General features: G+C 46.5%; 12 protein-coding genes and 4 tRNA genes. 1 reads left to right on the top strand and 15 read right to left on the bottom strand.

The features are described 5' to 3' along the window. From RMO52_RS05385 to RMO52_RS05420, 8 genes are all read right to left on the bottom strand, one after another. Nucleotides 1–1,737, bottom strand: a 1,737-nt coding sequence (locus RMO52_RS05385) for a DUF4347 domain-containing protein (RefSeq protein ID WP_310411615.1), incomplete at its 3' end; no start/stop codon positions are given. A gap of 257 nt (nucleotides 1,738–1,994) precedes the next feature. Next, entirely contained in the window at nucleotides 1,995–3,188 is a 1,194-nt protein-coding gene (gene lhgO, locus RMO52_RS05390) for an L-2-hydroxyglutarate oxidase (RefSeq protein ID WP_309740906.1), read from the bottom strand. 18 nt (nucleotides 3,189–3,206) lie between these two features. After that, nucleotides 3,207–4,394, bottom strand: coding sequence for a DegT/DnrJ/EryC1/StrS family aminotransferase (locus tag RMO52_RS05395; RefSeq protein ID WP_309740904.1), 1,188 nt, complete (start codon nucleotides 4,392–4,394; stop codon nucleotides 3,207–3,209). A gap of 155 nt (nucleotides 4,395–4,549) precedes the next feature. After that, nucleotides 4,550–5,515, bottom strand: a complete 966-nt coding sequence (locus RMO52_RS05400; protein ID WP_309740902.1) for an NAD-dependent epimerase/dehydratase family protein — start codon at nucleotides 5,513–5,515, stop codon at nucleotides 4,550–4,552. A gap of 15 nt (nucleotides 5,516–5,530) precedes the next feature. Continuing rightward, a complete protein-coding gene (locus tag RMO52_RS05405) occupies nucleotides 5,531–6,244 on the bottom strand; it encodes an acyltransferase (protein ID WP_310411617.1) in 714 nt (237 codons plus the stop codon). Nucleotides 6,245–6,256: 12 nt separating this feature from the next. Then, the gene (locus tag RMO52_RS05410; RefSeq protein ID WP_309740898.1) at nucleotides 6,257–7,354 is read right to left on the bottom strand and encodes a DegT/DnrJ/EryC1/StrS family aminotransferase; all 1,098 of its coding nucleotides are present in this window, start codon (nucleotides 7,352–7,354) and stop codon (nucleotides 6,257–6,259) included. Continuing rightward, a complete protein-coding gene (locus tag RMO52_RS05415; RefSeq protein ID WP_309740895.1) occupies nucleotides 7,354–8,391 on the bottom strand; it encodes a Gfo/Idh/MocA family oxidoreductase in 1,038 nt (345 codons plus the stop codon). The genes RMO52_RS05410 and RMO52_RS05415 overlap by 1 nt, the downstream gene beginning before the upstream one ends. 216 nt (nucleotides 8,392–8,607) lie before the next feature. Further along, nucleotides 8,608–9,093, bottom strand: a complete 486-nt coding sequence (locus RMO52_RS05420) for an acyltransferase (protein ID WP_309740893.1) — start codon at nucleotides 9,091–9,093, stop codon at nucleotides 8,608–8,610. A gap of 209 nt (nucleotides 9,094–9,302) precedes the next feature. Between RMO52_RS05420 and RMO52_RS05425 the strand changes: the two genes are divergently transcribed. After that, on the top strand, nucleotides 9,303–9,467 hold the full coding sequence (locus RMO52_RS05425; protein ID WP_310411621.1) for a hypothetical protein: 165 nt from the start codon (nucleotides 9,303–9,305) through the stop codon (nucleotides 9,465–9,467). Between the two features lie 646 nt (nucleotides 9,468–10,113). On the opposite strand, the gene RMO52_RS05430 is transcribed toward RMO52_RS05425, so the two are convergent. The 7 genes from RMO52_RS05430 to RMO52_RS05460 form a co-directional block, all read right to left on the bottom strand. Next, complete coding sequence (locus RMO52_RS05430; RefSeq protein WP_310411624.1) at nucleotides 10,114–11,730, bottom strand: TROVE domain-containing protein; 1,617 nt, start codon at nucleotides 11,728–11,730, stop codon at nucleotides 10,114–10,116. 473 nt (nucleotides 11,731–12,203) lie between these two features. Beyond that, nucleotides 12,204–12,275, bottom strand: a tRNA-Ile gene (locus tag RMO52_RS05435). A 35-nt stretch (nucleotides 12,276–12,310) separates the two neighbouring features. Next, nucleotides 12,311–12,436: transfer RNA gene (locus tag RMO52_RS05440), tRNA-OTHER, on the bottom strand. A gap of 35 nt (nucleotides 12,437–12,471) precedes the next feature. Continuing rightward, nucleotides 12,472–12,595 (bottom strand) — tRNA-OTHER (locus tag RMO52_RS05445). 25 nt (nucleotides 12,596–12,620) lie between these two features. Then, nucleotides 12,621–12,693 (bottom strand) — tRNA-Asp (locus RMO52_RS05450). A gap of 544 nt (nucleotides 12,694–13,237) precedes the next feature. Then, a complete protein-coding gene (gene phnE, locus RMO52_RS05455; protein ID WP_309738643.1) occupies nucleotides 13,238–13,990 on the bottom strand; it encodes a phosphonate ABC transporter, permease protein PhnE in 753 nt (250 codons plus the stop codon). A gap of 47 nt (nucleotides 13,991–14,037) precedes the next feature. Continuing rightward, nucleotides 14,038–14,829 (bottom strand): ATP-binding cassette domain-containing protein, encoded by a 792-nt coding sequence (locus RMO52_RS05460; RefSeq protein ID WP_309738644.1) that lies wholly within the window; start codon nucleotides 14,827–14,829, stop codon nucleotides 14,038–14,040. Nucleotides 14,830–15,007 lie beyond the last annotated feature (178 nt).

Below are 15,007 nucleotides of genomic sequence, written 5' to 3' on the forward strand. Positions count from 1 at the left end.
ATCGCCCGCACTCCCACTACCATCGGTGGCATTAACCACCGTAGGTGTAGCGGTAGCCGCAAAGATGGATTGGGTGGTAGCAGCAGCGGTAATCGTGCTGCTAGGGCTACTGGTGATGTTTTCGCTGCCGTTGAGGGCATCGGTGTAAATGGCATTAACCCGGACTTGACTGCCGACTTGGGCAGCAGCGAGGGTAAAGCTAGCCACAGTTGCGCCGCTAATATTACTCCAGGTATTGTTGCTAAGTTGCTGCCATTGATAAGTGGGGGTGACTCCGGCTAGCCCGTCGGCATCGTTGATATTGGCGGTTAATGTCTGTCCGAGTGCTGTTGTGCCATTGATGGCTACCGTGCCAGGATCGTTGACATTCACAACTGCTGTGGAGGGCGTACTCATCGGATTTTCACTACTGCCGACGGGGTCGGTATAGCTAGCTGTGACGCGGACTTGGCTGCCTACTTGGGCTTGGTTCAGGGTGAAGGTGGCAGTGGTGGCACCGTTAACATTATTCCACGTCGTGCCGTTGGTACTTTGCTGCCACTGGTAAGTGGGGATGACTCCGGCTAGTCCGTTGGGATCGGTGATGCTGGCACTGAGGGTTTGATTTTGGGTGGGGGTGCCGCTCAGACTGATGCTGCTATTGGGCGTGGGTGCGTTGGCTGCTGTAAAGACGATATCGCGGAAGTAGTTGGCGTTATTAAATGATTGGGTGGGGAAGGCGGATGGATTGGGATTGAAGACGCCGTTGCTGCCATCGGCTACGGCACTGAGATCGCCATTGGTGATGGTGGCGGCGATGCCGTTGCTGGTGGCGACGTAATGAGTGTTGGCATTGACTGAGACTAGATATGTAGTGCCTGCGGTAATATTTAGGGGTGTGGCTAATGTTTGTTGTTGCCAGCCTGAAGCGGTTTCGTTGGTAAAGGTGATGCTGGCTAGTTCTTGTCCGGTACTTGCTAGCCAGATCCGCCCGGTATGAGTGCCAGTCTCGCTTGCTGCTTTGTAGTAGCGAATGGCATCAATCGTGCCGCTTTTGGCACTTTGAAACTCCATCCCTAGTTCGTAGTCGCCCGCACTGCCCGTCCCATCGGTAGCATTAACCACCGTAGGGGTTTGGGTGGTAAAAAGACTGGGCAATACTCCTTGATATGAATTCCTCACAGCATCTGTCAATGACAGATCTGCTTCAATTGTGCCTGTGGCATATTCCAGAGTCCAGTCGCCACCTTTGGCAGCATTACCCGTCGTATTTATAGAAGCAGCTACATCAGCACCTGTCAAGTTAGAGATTTCATTAACGAAGGCTTGTCCCGATTGCCCATCGGCAATATTACAACCATAAAAAAGAATATCCGCCTCTGGCGCGAGAGCGGATTTCCATTGCTGGAGATCGTTTGCATAGTGTTGCAAAGAGTTCGCACTCAGGGAACTATTACCCAGTTGCACCTGTGAGATATTGCCGTGAGAGATAATATCAATGCTTGATAAACCCCGATAGTTTTTTAGAGCCTCAGTGATTTGAGCGATTCCATCTCGGCTAGGATCTAAGAGAATTTTGACATCCGAGCGCAGGTTTGCCATGACTGTCGCAGCATCATCGATATTCCGATCGATAAAAGCAATAGTTTGCGGACTGATTAAATTGCCGCTAGATACCTTTGGTAATTCAAAGGGGTTTACAAATTTTTGAGGCTTTAATAATACTTCGTCAGCAAAATAATTGTCTGGTATCGTCATGGCTCTTGAATGTTGTTTTCGGTTGAGTAACGAACTAGCAGGATATTACTTTATTCTGCTCTCAAAGTAACTTGAATGTAAATCAGACGAACGACGTAAAAATACAACCATTTATCTATACCTTCAGTTTATCAATAGAACATCGCGTACAAATATAGTAGATATTTCACTTTTGCAAAGATTAATTTAAGCTATTATGCTTAGATTAATCTTTGAATGTTAGCGTAATTAACGATCGCAAGCAACATTCCGCTTGATTATGTAGCGAAATCCTGGTATTGAGTGGCAATTACTTTACCGATTTCCAATGAAGAAGTCGCTGCTGGTGAAGGTGCATTACAAACGTGAATGGAGTTGGGCTTTTTGACGATCGCAAAATCGTCCATCAGTCTACCATCACGCATCAAAGCTTGCGCTCTCACACCTGCATCGCTGGGTACGAGATCTTCAGCTCTAATTTCGGGAATTAGTTGTTGCAAGCTGCGAACGAATGCGGCTTTACTAAACGATCGAATCATTTCCTGCATTCCCTCATCGGCATGTTTGAATGCTAGTTTCCAAAATCCCGGATAAGTCATAACTTCAGCAAAATCTTGGGGATCGAAGTCTGTTTTTTTGTAACCTTCCCGTTTGAAACTTAGGACGGCATTGGGGCCAGCATGGATATTTCCGTCGATCGTCCGAGTAAAATGAACGCCTAGAAATGGAAAGTTGGGATTGGGAACTGGATAGATTAAATGTTTGACTAAATACCGTTTGTCCGGCACTAATTCGTAGTACTCACCTCGAAAGGGAACGATTTTGGCTTGAGGATCGACACCATCGAGTCTCGCAATTCGATCGCTATGTAAGCCCGCACAATTGATCAGATAGCGAGTTTCAAAGCTACTGTTGGTGGTGGCGATCCGATGTCCATCAGTTAGCTCGATAATTTTTTCAACTTTGGTATCGAGATAAAGATCGCCACCCAAAAGTTCGATCGAGTCGGCATATTTTTGACAGACTTGCTGATAATCAACTATGCCAGTCGAAAAAACGCGCACTCCGGCTAGGCAGCTCACATGAGGCTCGATTTGACTAACTTCTGCTGCGGTGAGTTTGGCAACTTTTATGCCATTATCGATACCGCGTTGATAAATGTTTTCGAGTAATGGTAGCTCCTGCGGTACCGTTGCTACGATGACCTTGCCACAAACCTCATGGGCGATGCCATTCTCTTGGCAAAATAGCACCATCGAATCGGCACCAGCACGGCAGAGTTGAGCTTTGAGACTGCCCGATTTGTAGTAAATACCAGAATGAATCACACCGCTATTATGACCCGTTTGATGGCGACTCCAGCCACTTTCTTTTTCCAATACGGCAATTCGCCGATCGGGATTAGCTTGCAATAGAGCCATTGCGGTTGATAGTCCGACGATGCCGCCGCCGATGACGATCGCGTCATACATAGATGTAACTTCCTAAATTTAGATCGATAGATTTTTTAAGGCACTCACAACTCGATCGAGATCTGCATCAGTCAGTTGATGAAACAGGGGGAGCAAAATACAATTGTCTTGAGCTTTTTCGCTTTCAATCAGTCGATTGCAACTGCCGGGTTTGCAGTCACAGCCAGATCTATTCACACCACAAGACCACTGTTGTTGTTGATAGGCTGGTTCGCGATGCGTACACATAATCCCGCGCCGAGTTGCAATCCCCAGATCGAGTAATTGTTGCATCACGGATACCTGTGCGTACTTACCAGTCAACCGCACGCAGAAGCTCTGCCAATTGCTATGCGCCCACTCTGGCTCAATCGGTAATTCCAAACCTTCGATATTCGCTAAAAGTTCCTGATATTGTTGCGCCAAATAGCGGCGACGGGCGACAATTTCTGGCAGGCGTTTGAGTTGTTCGCGTCCGACGGCGGCTTGAATGTCCGTCATCCGATAGTTGTAACCCAAAACGGGGTAAGACTCAAAAATCACTTGTTTGGAGCCGTGACGGACGGTATCGGCGACACTCATGCCATGTTGTCTCAACAGTCGAAACTGTCGATCCCATTGGGCATTTTTGGTTGTCAACATCCCACCATCGCCAGTCGAAATTACCTTGCGGGGATGGAAAGAAAAACAAGCAATATCACCATGCGGCTTGCCAATTTTCTGCCACTCATCATCCCAGAAAATTTCACTGCCGATCGCACAAGCTGCGTCTTCAATTACAGGTAGATTGTGTTGATGGGCGATCGCTAAAATTGCTTTTAGATCGCAAGGCATTCCAATTTGATGGACTACCAAAATCGCCCGGGTCCGATCGGTTATAGCATCAGCAATTAAGATTGGATTGATATTATAAGACTGCGGATCGATGTCTACAAATACGGGGACAGCCCCACAATAGCGGATGCTATTGGCAGTCGCAATATAAGAATGACTGACCGTAATCACCTCATCGTCAGGCTGTACGCCCACCGCCAAGAGTGCCAAGTGCAATGCTGTGGTGCAATTGGAGACAGCGCAAGCATATTCAGCCCCAACGTAAGCGGCAAACTCTCGCTCGAATGCGGCAACTTCTGGCCCTTGAGTAACCCAACCAGACATGATGGCACGACTAGCGGCTTGGGCTTCAGCTTCGCCCATCCAGGGTTTAGCGATCGGAATATTTTGCATTAAATTATTAAATGATAATTTTTTGGCAGTTATCTTAAGAGAACTTGAGCGGCAGAGCACGAAATTTTATTTCAGGACGGTGTTGGAACGAAGCAGATCTCTAGCTAGATCCCTGACTTCTCGAAGAAGTCGGGGATCTGTTGTACCTCGCCAAATTACTTATCTCCTTTCGTTTTTTGTGCGTGCCACCAAGCTACAAGTCTCCGCAAACCTTCTTCTAACGAGACTTCAGCTTCAAAACCCAACAAATCTCTAGCTTTAGTTACATCTGCCAGTCGGCGCGCAACTGGATTTACCTTCCGCTCTGGCCCATATTCTGGTTTGAGATCCGAACCCATGACCTTCGTCAAAGCAGATGCCAGATCGTTCAAGCTACTTTCGACACTGCTGGCGATATTAAAGACTTCATCCGTGACATCGGCTTTAGCTGCCAAGATATTCGCTCTGGCAATATCTTCGATATAAATAAAGTCCATCGTCTGCTCGCCATCGCCAAAAATCAGTGGCGGTTGCCCAGCGATGATGCGTTCCATCCAGCGGATTAACACCTCAGTGTAGACACCATAAATATCCATCCGGGGGCCATAGACATTAAAATAACGCAGGGCAACATAGTCTAACCCGTACATGTCATAGAAGCTGCGGAATAAGGCTTCGTTAAAAATTTTGGTCGCACCATAGAGAGTGCGGTTATTGTAAGGATGGTGCGATTCTTTGGTAGGAAATGCTTCTGCCATCCCATAGATCGATGCAGAGGACGCAGCAACAACTTTTTTAACTTTAGCTTTAACGGCAGCTTCTAAGACGTTGTAAGTACCATCTGCCATTACTTCTAGTGCCAGCCGAGGTTCGGCAGCGCATTGAGTGATCCGAATCGCGGCTTGATGGAAAACAATGTCTACGCCATCCATCACTTTATCCAGAATTTGAAGATCGCGGATATCGCCTTCAACTAATTTGACTAAACCGCTAGACATGGCTCGATCGAGATTGGACATTTGCCCACGCGTAAAATTATCAAGAATGACAATTTCAGCTACATCTTCTTGGACTAGCAGATCGGCAATATGCGAACCTACTAAACCTGCTCCACCCGTAACTAATACTCGACTATTTTTCATTTTTTATCCTATGTTCTATTCTAATGGTTGATATCCTTCGCGCCAACGTAAAAATCTAGCCGGAACGCCAGCAACGATCGCATAAGGTGGCACATCTTTGGTAACTACGGCTCCAGCCCCAACGATGCTACCTTCTCCAATGGTTACTCCAGGTAAGAGTGCGGCATTCATCCCGATATCGGCTCCCATTTTTACTGTGACCGAGGCGATCTCTAGGTTGGTTTGGATAATCGGAATGTCAATGGGCAAGGCTGTATGAGTCGAGCCGAGGACTTTTGCCCCAGGCCCCCAGCCAACGTAATCTTCAAGAACCAGATTGCGAGCATCCAAGTAACTCTGCGGCCCGATCCAAACATTGTTGCCGATCCGACAAGTACCATCGAACCGCCCTTGAATATAGCTTCCAGAACCAATGAAGACGCGATCGCCGATCTCGAAGGTTTCTAAATGCTTAAACCCGACTCCTGTGCCAATTCGCACACCATGACCGAATTGACGCGCCACGGCTCGCCAAATGGCTCGCCGCATCAGTCCATCAAAGTCGCCATCGCTGGCGATAAAGCGGGAATACATTTCTACTAATGCCGATCGATTCTCGTTCCCAGAGGCTCCGCCAACGTACTGAGTACGAAGATATGCTGCTAGTTGAACTTCAAAGTCAGGGTCGATCTCTTCTGCTTGTAAACCATGTACGGATGCGACGACTTTAGTATTTCCTAAATCGGACATAGATCTCCTCGGTTAGCTAATCGCGCTCAGTACTGCTTTCGCTACCTGAGTTTGAGACTCGATCGTGAGTTCGGGATACAATGGGAGCGAAAGTTCTTGGCTGGCTACCAGTTCCGACTGCGGAAAGTCGCCTAGCTCATAACCGAGATCGGCATAAGACGGTTGCAAATGGACGGGAATGGGGTAGTGAATACCTGTCTGAATTTCCTGAGCCTGTAAGCTTTGTTGCAGTGCATCCCGATTTGGCGATCGCAAAGCGTAAACATGGTAGACATGGCGGTTGTGGGGGATGGCTGTCGGCAGTACCAACCCCGATGCTGCTAACAGATGGTTGTAATTAGCCGCACAAGCAATTCTCGCTTCCGTCCAGGCTTCGATATATTGCATCTTCACCCGTAAAATCGCCCCTTGAATCCCATCCATCCGATAGTTGTAACCCTTGAGGACGTGGTGATAGCGGCGTTCTTGTCCCCAGTCGCGCAGCATCCGCATCTTGCGATCGTATTCAGGATTATTGGTGACTGCCATCCCGCCTTCGCCATAAGCACCAAGGTTTTTGCCTGGGTAAAAGCTAAAGCAAGCAATGTCGCCGATGCTGCCGACTCTGCGCCCTTTATATTCAGCCCCATGCGCTTGCGCGGCATCTTCGATGACAATCAGATTGTGACGGCGGGCGATTTCTAAAATCGGATCCATATCTGCGGGTTGACCGTATAAATGGACTGGCAGAATCGCTTTAGTTTTGGGGGTAATCGCTGCTTCGATCTGGGTAACATCGATCGTATAGGTCGCCGGATCGATATCGACAAATACAGGCGTGGCTCCGGTATAACCAATTGCGGCTGTCGTTGCCACAAAGGTCATCGGGATCGTGATGACTTCATCCCCCGCCCCAATCCCTGCTGCGAGTAATGCCAGATGCAGCGCGCTCGTGCCTGTATTGAGCGCAACCCCAAAATCAGCTTGGCAGTAGTTAGCAAACTCTAATTCTAATGCGGCTACTTCATTGCCAAGAATAAATTGCGTACTATCTAGAACTTTTAAAACTGCCGTATCTATCTCATTTTTGATACTCAAATACTGCGCTCTGAGATCGACAAATGGAACCATTATGACACCTCCGCTAAATTCAATTTGACTAACTGCCCTTGCTGTTTCATCGATCGATCTGCCGCTTCCAGGATTTTGACAATCCGCAATCCGGCTTCGCCATCGCTAATCGGGCGGTTGCCAGTGCGAATACAATCTAAAAAGTGTTCTCCTTCCGTCTGCAAGGCTTCTGTGATATTCAACTTCGGCGACCACATATCGCCCGTGCGATAACCGATCAGTTTCTGGTAGCGGCTTTCGGTATCGTTAGCGTTTACAGTAATGCCTTTGTCATAAACTTTAATCTTTTCACTCGGCTCTAGGTCATCAAATACAATCATTTTTTGAGAGCCACCGATCGAAGTTCGCCGAACTTTGACTGGAGCCAACCAATTGACATGCAGGTGAGCGATGAGATTGTTCTCAAAAAAGAGCGTCAAGTAAGCAATATTTTCGGTACCGTTGGGGATGTGACTGATGCCAGTTGCTGATACTGCGTAGGGTTTAGAAGGTAAAACATAGTCCATGATGGAAAGATCGTGAACTGCTAGATCCCAGATGACATTGACATCGTGTTGAAACAATCCGAGATTGACGCGGACGGAATCGTAGTAATAAATATCTCCTAGTTGGTTGGTGGAGACTAGTTCCGCCATTTTCTGGACTGCGCCAGTATAAATAAAAGTATAATCGACCATCAGCACTCGGTTTTGACGCTTGGCTTCGAGGATCAATTCGATCGATTGTTCGGAAGTCATGGTCATCGGTTTTTCGACCATTACGTGCTTGCCTGCTTGCAAGGCGGCTAATGCAAGCTTGTAGTGTGAGGAAACCGGAGTGGCGATCGCCACTGCGTCAATATCCGGATCGTCAAAAATATCCTGGCAGTCAGTGGTAACTTTAATTGCTGGATATCGAGCATGTGCTTTTGCTAAAAGCTCCGCACTTAGGTCACTAACAGTCTTTACTCGTGCGCCAGGAAGTTCGGAGAAGTTCCTAACTAGATTCGGCCCCCAATAGCCGTAGCCAATGACACCAATATTAATCTCGCTTGCCATATCATTAATTAGCTCTAGCTCAGCCTAATAAAATTGTATGTAAATCCGATCGTGGCTCTACTCAAAAATTGACCGTGCAACGATTAGCAGCCATATTCTCTTCACTCGTGTTTGTATTATACCCAGCTACTTGTCTCATATATGCAATCGCCATGCAATTGCCTGGAAAACAGCATAAAAGGGGTACACTTAGTAAGCTTACATGCCGAACGACGATTAGGGATCGGCTCGATCGCGTACATCACCTACAATCCGAGCTGGCACACCTGCAACAATCGCGTAGTCGGCAACATCCCGCGTTACCACCGCCCCCGCGCCAATGAGCGCAGATGCGCCGATCGTCAGTCCTGCCAAAATAGTGGCATTACTCCCGATGGAAGCACCCCGCTTCACCCGCGTTTCTATTACTGTCCAGTCAGCTTCGGTTTGTAAACTGCCATCAACATTAGTCGCTCGTGGATAGAGGTCATTGGTAAACATTACTCCATGACCGATAAACACCTCATCTTCAATGACTACGCCCTCGCACAGAAAGCTGTGGGATGATATTTTACATCGCTTGCCGATCGTGGTATTTTTTTGGACTTCGACAAACGTGCCGATTTTTGTTTCATCGTCGATCTGACAACCGTACAGATTGACAAGCTGAGGATGGAAAATCTTAACGTTTTTACCTAATTGCACATCTTGATTGATTGGCATTTCTCGATCTAGCCATTGTTATGAAGTTAAACTTTAGGTGACAATTGACAAAATTGCTTTGTTAAAACATGTATAAACCTTATATCTAATCTTTGTCTAAAAGATACGGTAAAATTGCCTATTTTTGGAAGCAGTTATCTTGCATGAGCTTGGGATAAAAACCGATCGCACCAGCACAGTCTACTTTGAATTCAAGATAGGAAGCGCGATTGGTAGTTATCGATCGCGCAATTCTCACAATCGTGTTAACGGCTGACAATGCGCTGCAAATCCAATATGCGATCGAGCGAGGCTCTCCCACTTATTTGGTACAGTCAGCGAAAATCTCCGAACTAGTTGCCACATGCGCCAATCTGACCGAGCGCTTATCGTAATTTTGGCTAAAGTCATTACCGTATGAATATTTTAGCCATCTGCCAGAAGACTCAATTGGTGGCAATTAACACAAGTCGATCTCAGTTAGCCGATCGTTCTGACTAGCGCTAACTATCGGTGTAAACTCTCAGCGACGATCGCCAACCAATCATTTAAGTATATTAGTCTATACCCACGGTGACTTGCTACCTAATTATCGATCGAGACTTTTACCTAATACCTTGCCTGCTACCGATCTACACGCGTCCATAGCTACTTACTCACTTGTTTATTAAGTTAGAATTAGAGATAGTCTAAGCAGATCGAGCAATGAATTAACCCATATTTAAGTGACAAATTTAACCATTGGTACTACTAAAGTTGTTGAGCCGACTGTTGGTAGAAAAGTCTAACTTTGAGCATAAATATAACTGATGAGAGTAAATTATGGCGATTTGGAAAATTTGGTTGACAACCTTGGGATCGATTTTACTAATTTGGTTTCTTGGTAACTGGCTGCTATGAGCATGAGCCTTTAAAATTGGCAGCTCGGTTGATGCGTTGCTGGCTTTAACTCATCCACAACTTGGGGATTTTAATTGTAAAAACCGCTGCTCCATTTGGAGCAGCAGTTTTTATTTGGGGACTGAATAAATTAACTCAAGCTTACAACTCACCACTAGCGATCGACTGAATCAATCTGGGCGTACTCGGATCGAAACCCGCAAGATCCCAAGAGTTAGGATCTTTTGGATCTACCAATGTGATATTATTTGCAACTAGTGAGATGTAAATCGCTTTAGCATCAGGATTCACTTTTTGACGATATTCTGCTAATGCTTGACTGGGGTGTTTGTACCCAGCCCAGCTTTCACAATCCGTCCAAAAACAAATTACGTCCGCATAGCATTTATTTTTTATCATCCATTTGTAAGCACTGCTAGCATCTGTGCCGCCGAAGTTCAGATTGCTTGCCTTTTTCATCGCCGAACTAAATGAGTCGCTGCTGTTGATTTTTAGGCTGATAAACTCAGTCGAGAAACCACGAATCATATAGTTTTTTTCTGCTTTTGCCGAGACTAATGCCATCGTCGTCGCAATCTCGCAACAGGTGAGATTAATCGAACTTACTGTGGAAGAAGACATCGAACCAGAGATATCGACAGCGTGCATAAATACCTTACCAGTCGGCTCGATCGTCTCGAAGGACATTTCGAGAGCTAACTCCAAAATATCGACGATTCGGGGCACGGGCGTCCAAGTTTTGCTACTTTTACCCAAACTACCGCCAGAGCGGTAAGTTTTGAGTGCTTTCAAGACATCGATCGGGTGAATGCGTCCTTTGCGTAAGTGTTCTTTACTATTGATGATTTTGGCGACTCGATCTAGATTTCGATTGGAAGTTTTACAGTAAGCTAATACCCCAATTTCAGTTAAAGAACCGAGATTTCGCAACAGGGCACCGATCGGCATCTCTTCAAACAACAATTGCCAAGCAGCAACATCCATTTTGCCTACGGGTGCAGCCATTTCATGAGTTAAGCGACCCTGCGAAATTGCCTCTGGAGTGCGATCCGGATTGCGTTTTAACCATTCATACCACCAGATCTGATTCAATGCTGCTGTCGGCGGTGCTGGGGGCAATTCATCCCAGCCATTTACCACCCATTTAAACAACAGATCGCGACCTTCGGTTTGCGGTTTGGCGTGGAACAATCGCAAGGCATCGCGATTGGAAAAACCATACCGTTGTTGATATTTCAACAATTGATAGGCCAGTGCTTGAGTATCGCCTTGCAACAACCAATTTTTACCAGCTTCGCGGACGACTTTACCAAAACCCCGCACGGATTTGGTATAACTCATCCACTCATAAAAGTGGCTGGCGGTGCGGATAACTTGCGGAAAGATCGCTTGAAAAGCTTTCTTAGCAGCAGGAGATTCACCCATCGATAGTAATACTAACGCCCAAATCGGCGCACTGTTATTAATCGATCGACCGTCAGAAGCATAGACGATTTCTTGAGCCACGCGATCGGGATCTTCGGCGATCGCTTTTTCCAAAACATCGACGAAATCATTAGTCAATTCCCATTTAGTCGCATAGTAGCTACCATTGCCAGTCCCAATTAACAAGCACCGTCGCAATGTGCGCCAGATTCCAGCCGCGAACATATAACCGCCGGATTTACCTTTAATCATTTCTGATTCGCGTCCGGGAATCGGTTGATTTTGGGGTGTATTTTGAGCTTGTTTGTTACCGAAAAAGAAATTGTAAACCATGATTTTTTATAAGCTCCTTCAGCCCGTGAGGGCGATAATGTGAAAATCCAGCAGAGTGGGATTTGCACCCACGTTTCCGGCGGGATAAGCGATAACCCTTATTCGTTCATCCTTTACAGGCAAAAAGTTGAAAAGGGATAATTAACTCAAGTTGCGAGCAACTTGGATTAATAACGGCGTCCTATCTATCTAGACGATCTGCTGTCGTTTACTAATTACTTAGGTAATTAGTAATACTCCCAAGGGGAATCGAACCCCTATTTTGGTGTAGAAAGCACCGCGTCCTAGCCTTTAGACGATGAGAGCAAATTGGATGTGGAAAGTAATAAATACTTTCACTGCCTCGCTAGGAATCGTTGGCGTAGCCTCTCCGACAGGAGACACCTAGAATGCACGATCCAAAATCGTGTGTGTTGCCAATTACACCACAAGGCATTGTGATTTCAGAAAGCAATCTTTTAAATGAGATCGCATGGAACCGATCGGACTCGAACCGATAACCGATCGCTTATCGAGCGATTGCTCTACCGTTGAGCTACGGTTCCAGATTTTCTAGACTTATGACCGATGAAAGTCATAATGAAACTGGTAGGAATCGAACCTACGACCTCCCGCTTAGAAGGCGATAACCCTTGTTCTACGTCCCCGAGAGGCAAAGGGTGAAGAAGGATGTTTTTAGGTGCTCTATCCACTGAGCTACAGTTTCAGATTTACTAAATTTATGACTGATGAAAGTCATATTGGAATTGGTAGGAGTCGAACCTACGACCGGATGATTAAAATCGATAACCTTCGTTCTACGTCCCCTAGAGGCAAAAAGGCGAAGAAGGAGTCTTCATCTGCTCTACCACTGAGCTACAATTCCAGATTTACCAACTCCAAAAGTTGGACGGGATTGACGGGATTTGAACCCGCGACTTTCCGCTAGACAGGCGGACACTCTTACCACTGAGTTACAATCCCAAATTAGGTGGAGCAGGAATTGCACCTGCGGATGGTTGAACCACGATAATCCTCATCTGTCGTCCCTGACGGGTAAGTTAAGCGAAAAGGAATAAAATCAACTGCCTTACTACTTGGCGATCCACCTAGATGTATTGTGGTTGGGTAGCGACGCGGGGGTTGCACCCGCATCTCTGGTGAATCAGGGGATTATTGGTTTAAGCGATAACCCTAATTCATGCGTCCCTTGCGGGTAAAGTTGGTGCTTTGCAATTAAGCTAGTCGCTACATAAAGTTTGAATTCACGGCGGGCTATGTCTTCATCTCGGTTGCTCCTTGGTGGTTGTGCTTGTTTCCATGTCCACAGAATAGCCTCAGACATCGACCCGAAGCTAATGCGCGACCGCATCGCTACAATGCTTGCTAGCTCTGGATTTCAGACCTAGGGGAAAAGTTTTACCCAGGGGATACCCCGAACTTTGCACCGGAATTCGATCGCAATTGAGGCTGCATAAAAAAACGATCGCCATCGATGACGATCGTTTCTTTGCGTTAATAACTGGGATTACTTTTGTTCTAAATGGCGGCGTAACTGACTGCTGGCAATATCAATGCAAGTGACGACAATCAGTAAAACCAACATCATCGTCGTCGCTTTATTGTATTCAAACCCGCGAATATAATTGACTAATTCAAAGCCAATTCCCCCAGCTCCGACAACTCCCAAAACGGAAGCAGCGCGGATATTATATTCAAACATATATAAGGTATAACCCAACAGCAAGGGCAATACCTGCGGCATGACTCCATATTGAGCGATCTGGAACCAAGATGCACCGCTGACTTGGAGAGCTTCAAGGGAATAAGGATCGACCGACTCGATCGCGGTTTGATAAAATTTGCCCAAGTAGCCAATGGTATAAATCCCCAGCGCGAGGGTGCCAGCAGGTGCGCCCAATCCAGTAGCAGCGACGAATAGTAATCCCAAAATAATCGACGGGATCGATCTCACGGCATTTTGAATAAAATTAGCCACCGAACGTACCCACCACGGGACTAAATTATTGGCTGATAAGATCGCAATCGGCAGGGAAATAATCGCCCCAATTGTCGTTCCCCACAAGGACATCTGGATTGTTTCTAATAATTTATCCCACGCGACATCGAGAATCGATAGATCGGGCGGAAACAATCGCGACACAAAATCGGCGATGTAGCCACCACTATCTTTGAGAGATTTTAGATCTACCTGTAAACCTTGCCACGCCCAACTGTAGACACCGACAATCGTGAGGAAAATTAATATTCTGACAACCATTTCTGCTAAAGCCTAAAGCCTAAAGCCTAAAACCTAAAACCTAAAGCCTAGACCGTTAATTGCTCGAATTTTGCGCTAAGATTTTGACTGCTACCATGATAGACGACTCGACCGCGATCGACAATAATCGCAGTCTGAGCATAGGTACTAGCCAAAGCTAAATCGTGCAAAACAGTGACGATCGTCATCCCTTCACGATGTAAATGGGCGAGATTTTTCATCACTTGTTGAATTGCCATAATATCTAATCCAGTGACTGGTTCGTCAGCTAATAAAATCTGCGGCGATCTCATTAAAGCTCTGGCAATGGCTACGCGTTGTTGTTGTCCCCCGCTGAGTTGTCGGGTTGGTTGACTGGCAAATTCAGCTATTCCCAATCGATCGAGTAATTCCAGCGCAGTTCGCCGTTCGCTGGCTGGAAATCCCGTCAACGTCTTCCAGCCCGAAAACCCACCTAACTTGCCGCACAAGACATTATCGAGGGCGCACAGTTGCGGAATCAAACCGCCACCTTGAAACAACATCGCCAAGGGTTGACGCGCTTGAGTGCGGGTACTCGGTGTCATCGGGACATTATTTACCAAAATACTTCCCGATCTTAGCGGCAATAATCCCGCGATCGCCCGTAATAAACTCGATTTACCCGCACCATTCAATCCTAAGATGGCGACAAATTCACCTTGTTTAATCTCACAATCGATACCATCCAAAATCGGTCGATTGCCAATTTTTGCCTGACTGACTGCCGCGTTGACACTAATTGCTGGCGCAAGATTGCCAGATCTTGCACTCTGTTTACCGATCTCGATCGAACTTAGCTCGCTACTGATTGTACTCACTTGATTTTTACCGAACTCAACAATTATTTCCTATCCCCTAATCCAAATTGCTACCAGTATCATGCCTACGACTGAAGTCGTGGCTAGTAATGCAAAGTCCGCCTGTCTTGTCTTGCTAAACCGTCGGGGAACCCGACGGTTTAGCGAGACAAGACAGACAGGCGGACTTTGCACCACA

It is taken from the genome of Chamaesiphon sp. OTE_8_metabat_110 (genome assembly GCF_031382685.1).
In the GTDB taxonomy this organism is placed as follows: Bacteria; Cyanobacteriota; Cyanobacteriia; order Cyanobacteriales; family Chamaesiphonaceae; genus Chamaesiphon.

What these genes read in the sequence shown, in the direction of transcription:
- lhgO (WP_309740906.1), bottom strand. Translation starts at nt 3,188, where the DNA reads ATGTATGACGCGATCGTCATCGGCGGCGGCATCGTCGGACTATCAACC.
- RMO52_RS05395 (WP_309740904.1), bottom strand. Translation starts at nt 4,394, where the DNA reads ATGCAAAATATTCCGATCGCTAAACCCTGGATGGGCGAAGCTGAAGCC.
- RMO52_RS05400 (WP_309740902.1), bottom strand. Translation starts at nt 5,515, where the DNA reads ATGAAAAATAGTCGAGTATTAGTTACGGGTGGAGCAGGTTTAGTAGGT.
- RMO52_RS05405 (WP_310411617.1), bottom strand. Translation starts at nt 6,244, where the DNA reads ATGTCCGATTTAGGAAATACTAAAGTCGTCGCATCCGTACATGGTTTA.
- RMO52_RS05410 (WP_309740898.1), bottom strand. Translation starts at nt 7,354, where the DNA reads ATGGTTCCATTTGTCGATCTCAGAGCGCAGTATTTGAGTATCAAAAAT.
- RMO52_RS05415 (WP_309740895.1), bottom strand. Translation starts at nt 8,391, where the DNA reads ATGGCAAGCGAGATTAATATTGGTGTCATTGGCTACGGCTATTGGGGG.
- RMO52_RS05420 (WP_309740893.1), bottom strand. Translation starts at nt 9,093, where the DNA reads ATGCCAATCAATCAAGATGTGCAATTAGGTAAAAACGTTAAGATTTTC.
- RMO52_RS05430 (WP_310411624.1), bottom strand. Translation starts at nt 11,730, where the DNA reads ATGGTTTACAATTTCTTTTTCGGTAACAAACAAGCTCAAAATACACCC.
- phnE (WP_309738643.1), bottom strand. Translation starts at nt 13,990, where the DNA reads ATGGTTGTCAGAATATTAATTTTCCTCACGATTGTCGGTGTCTACAGT.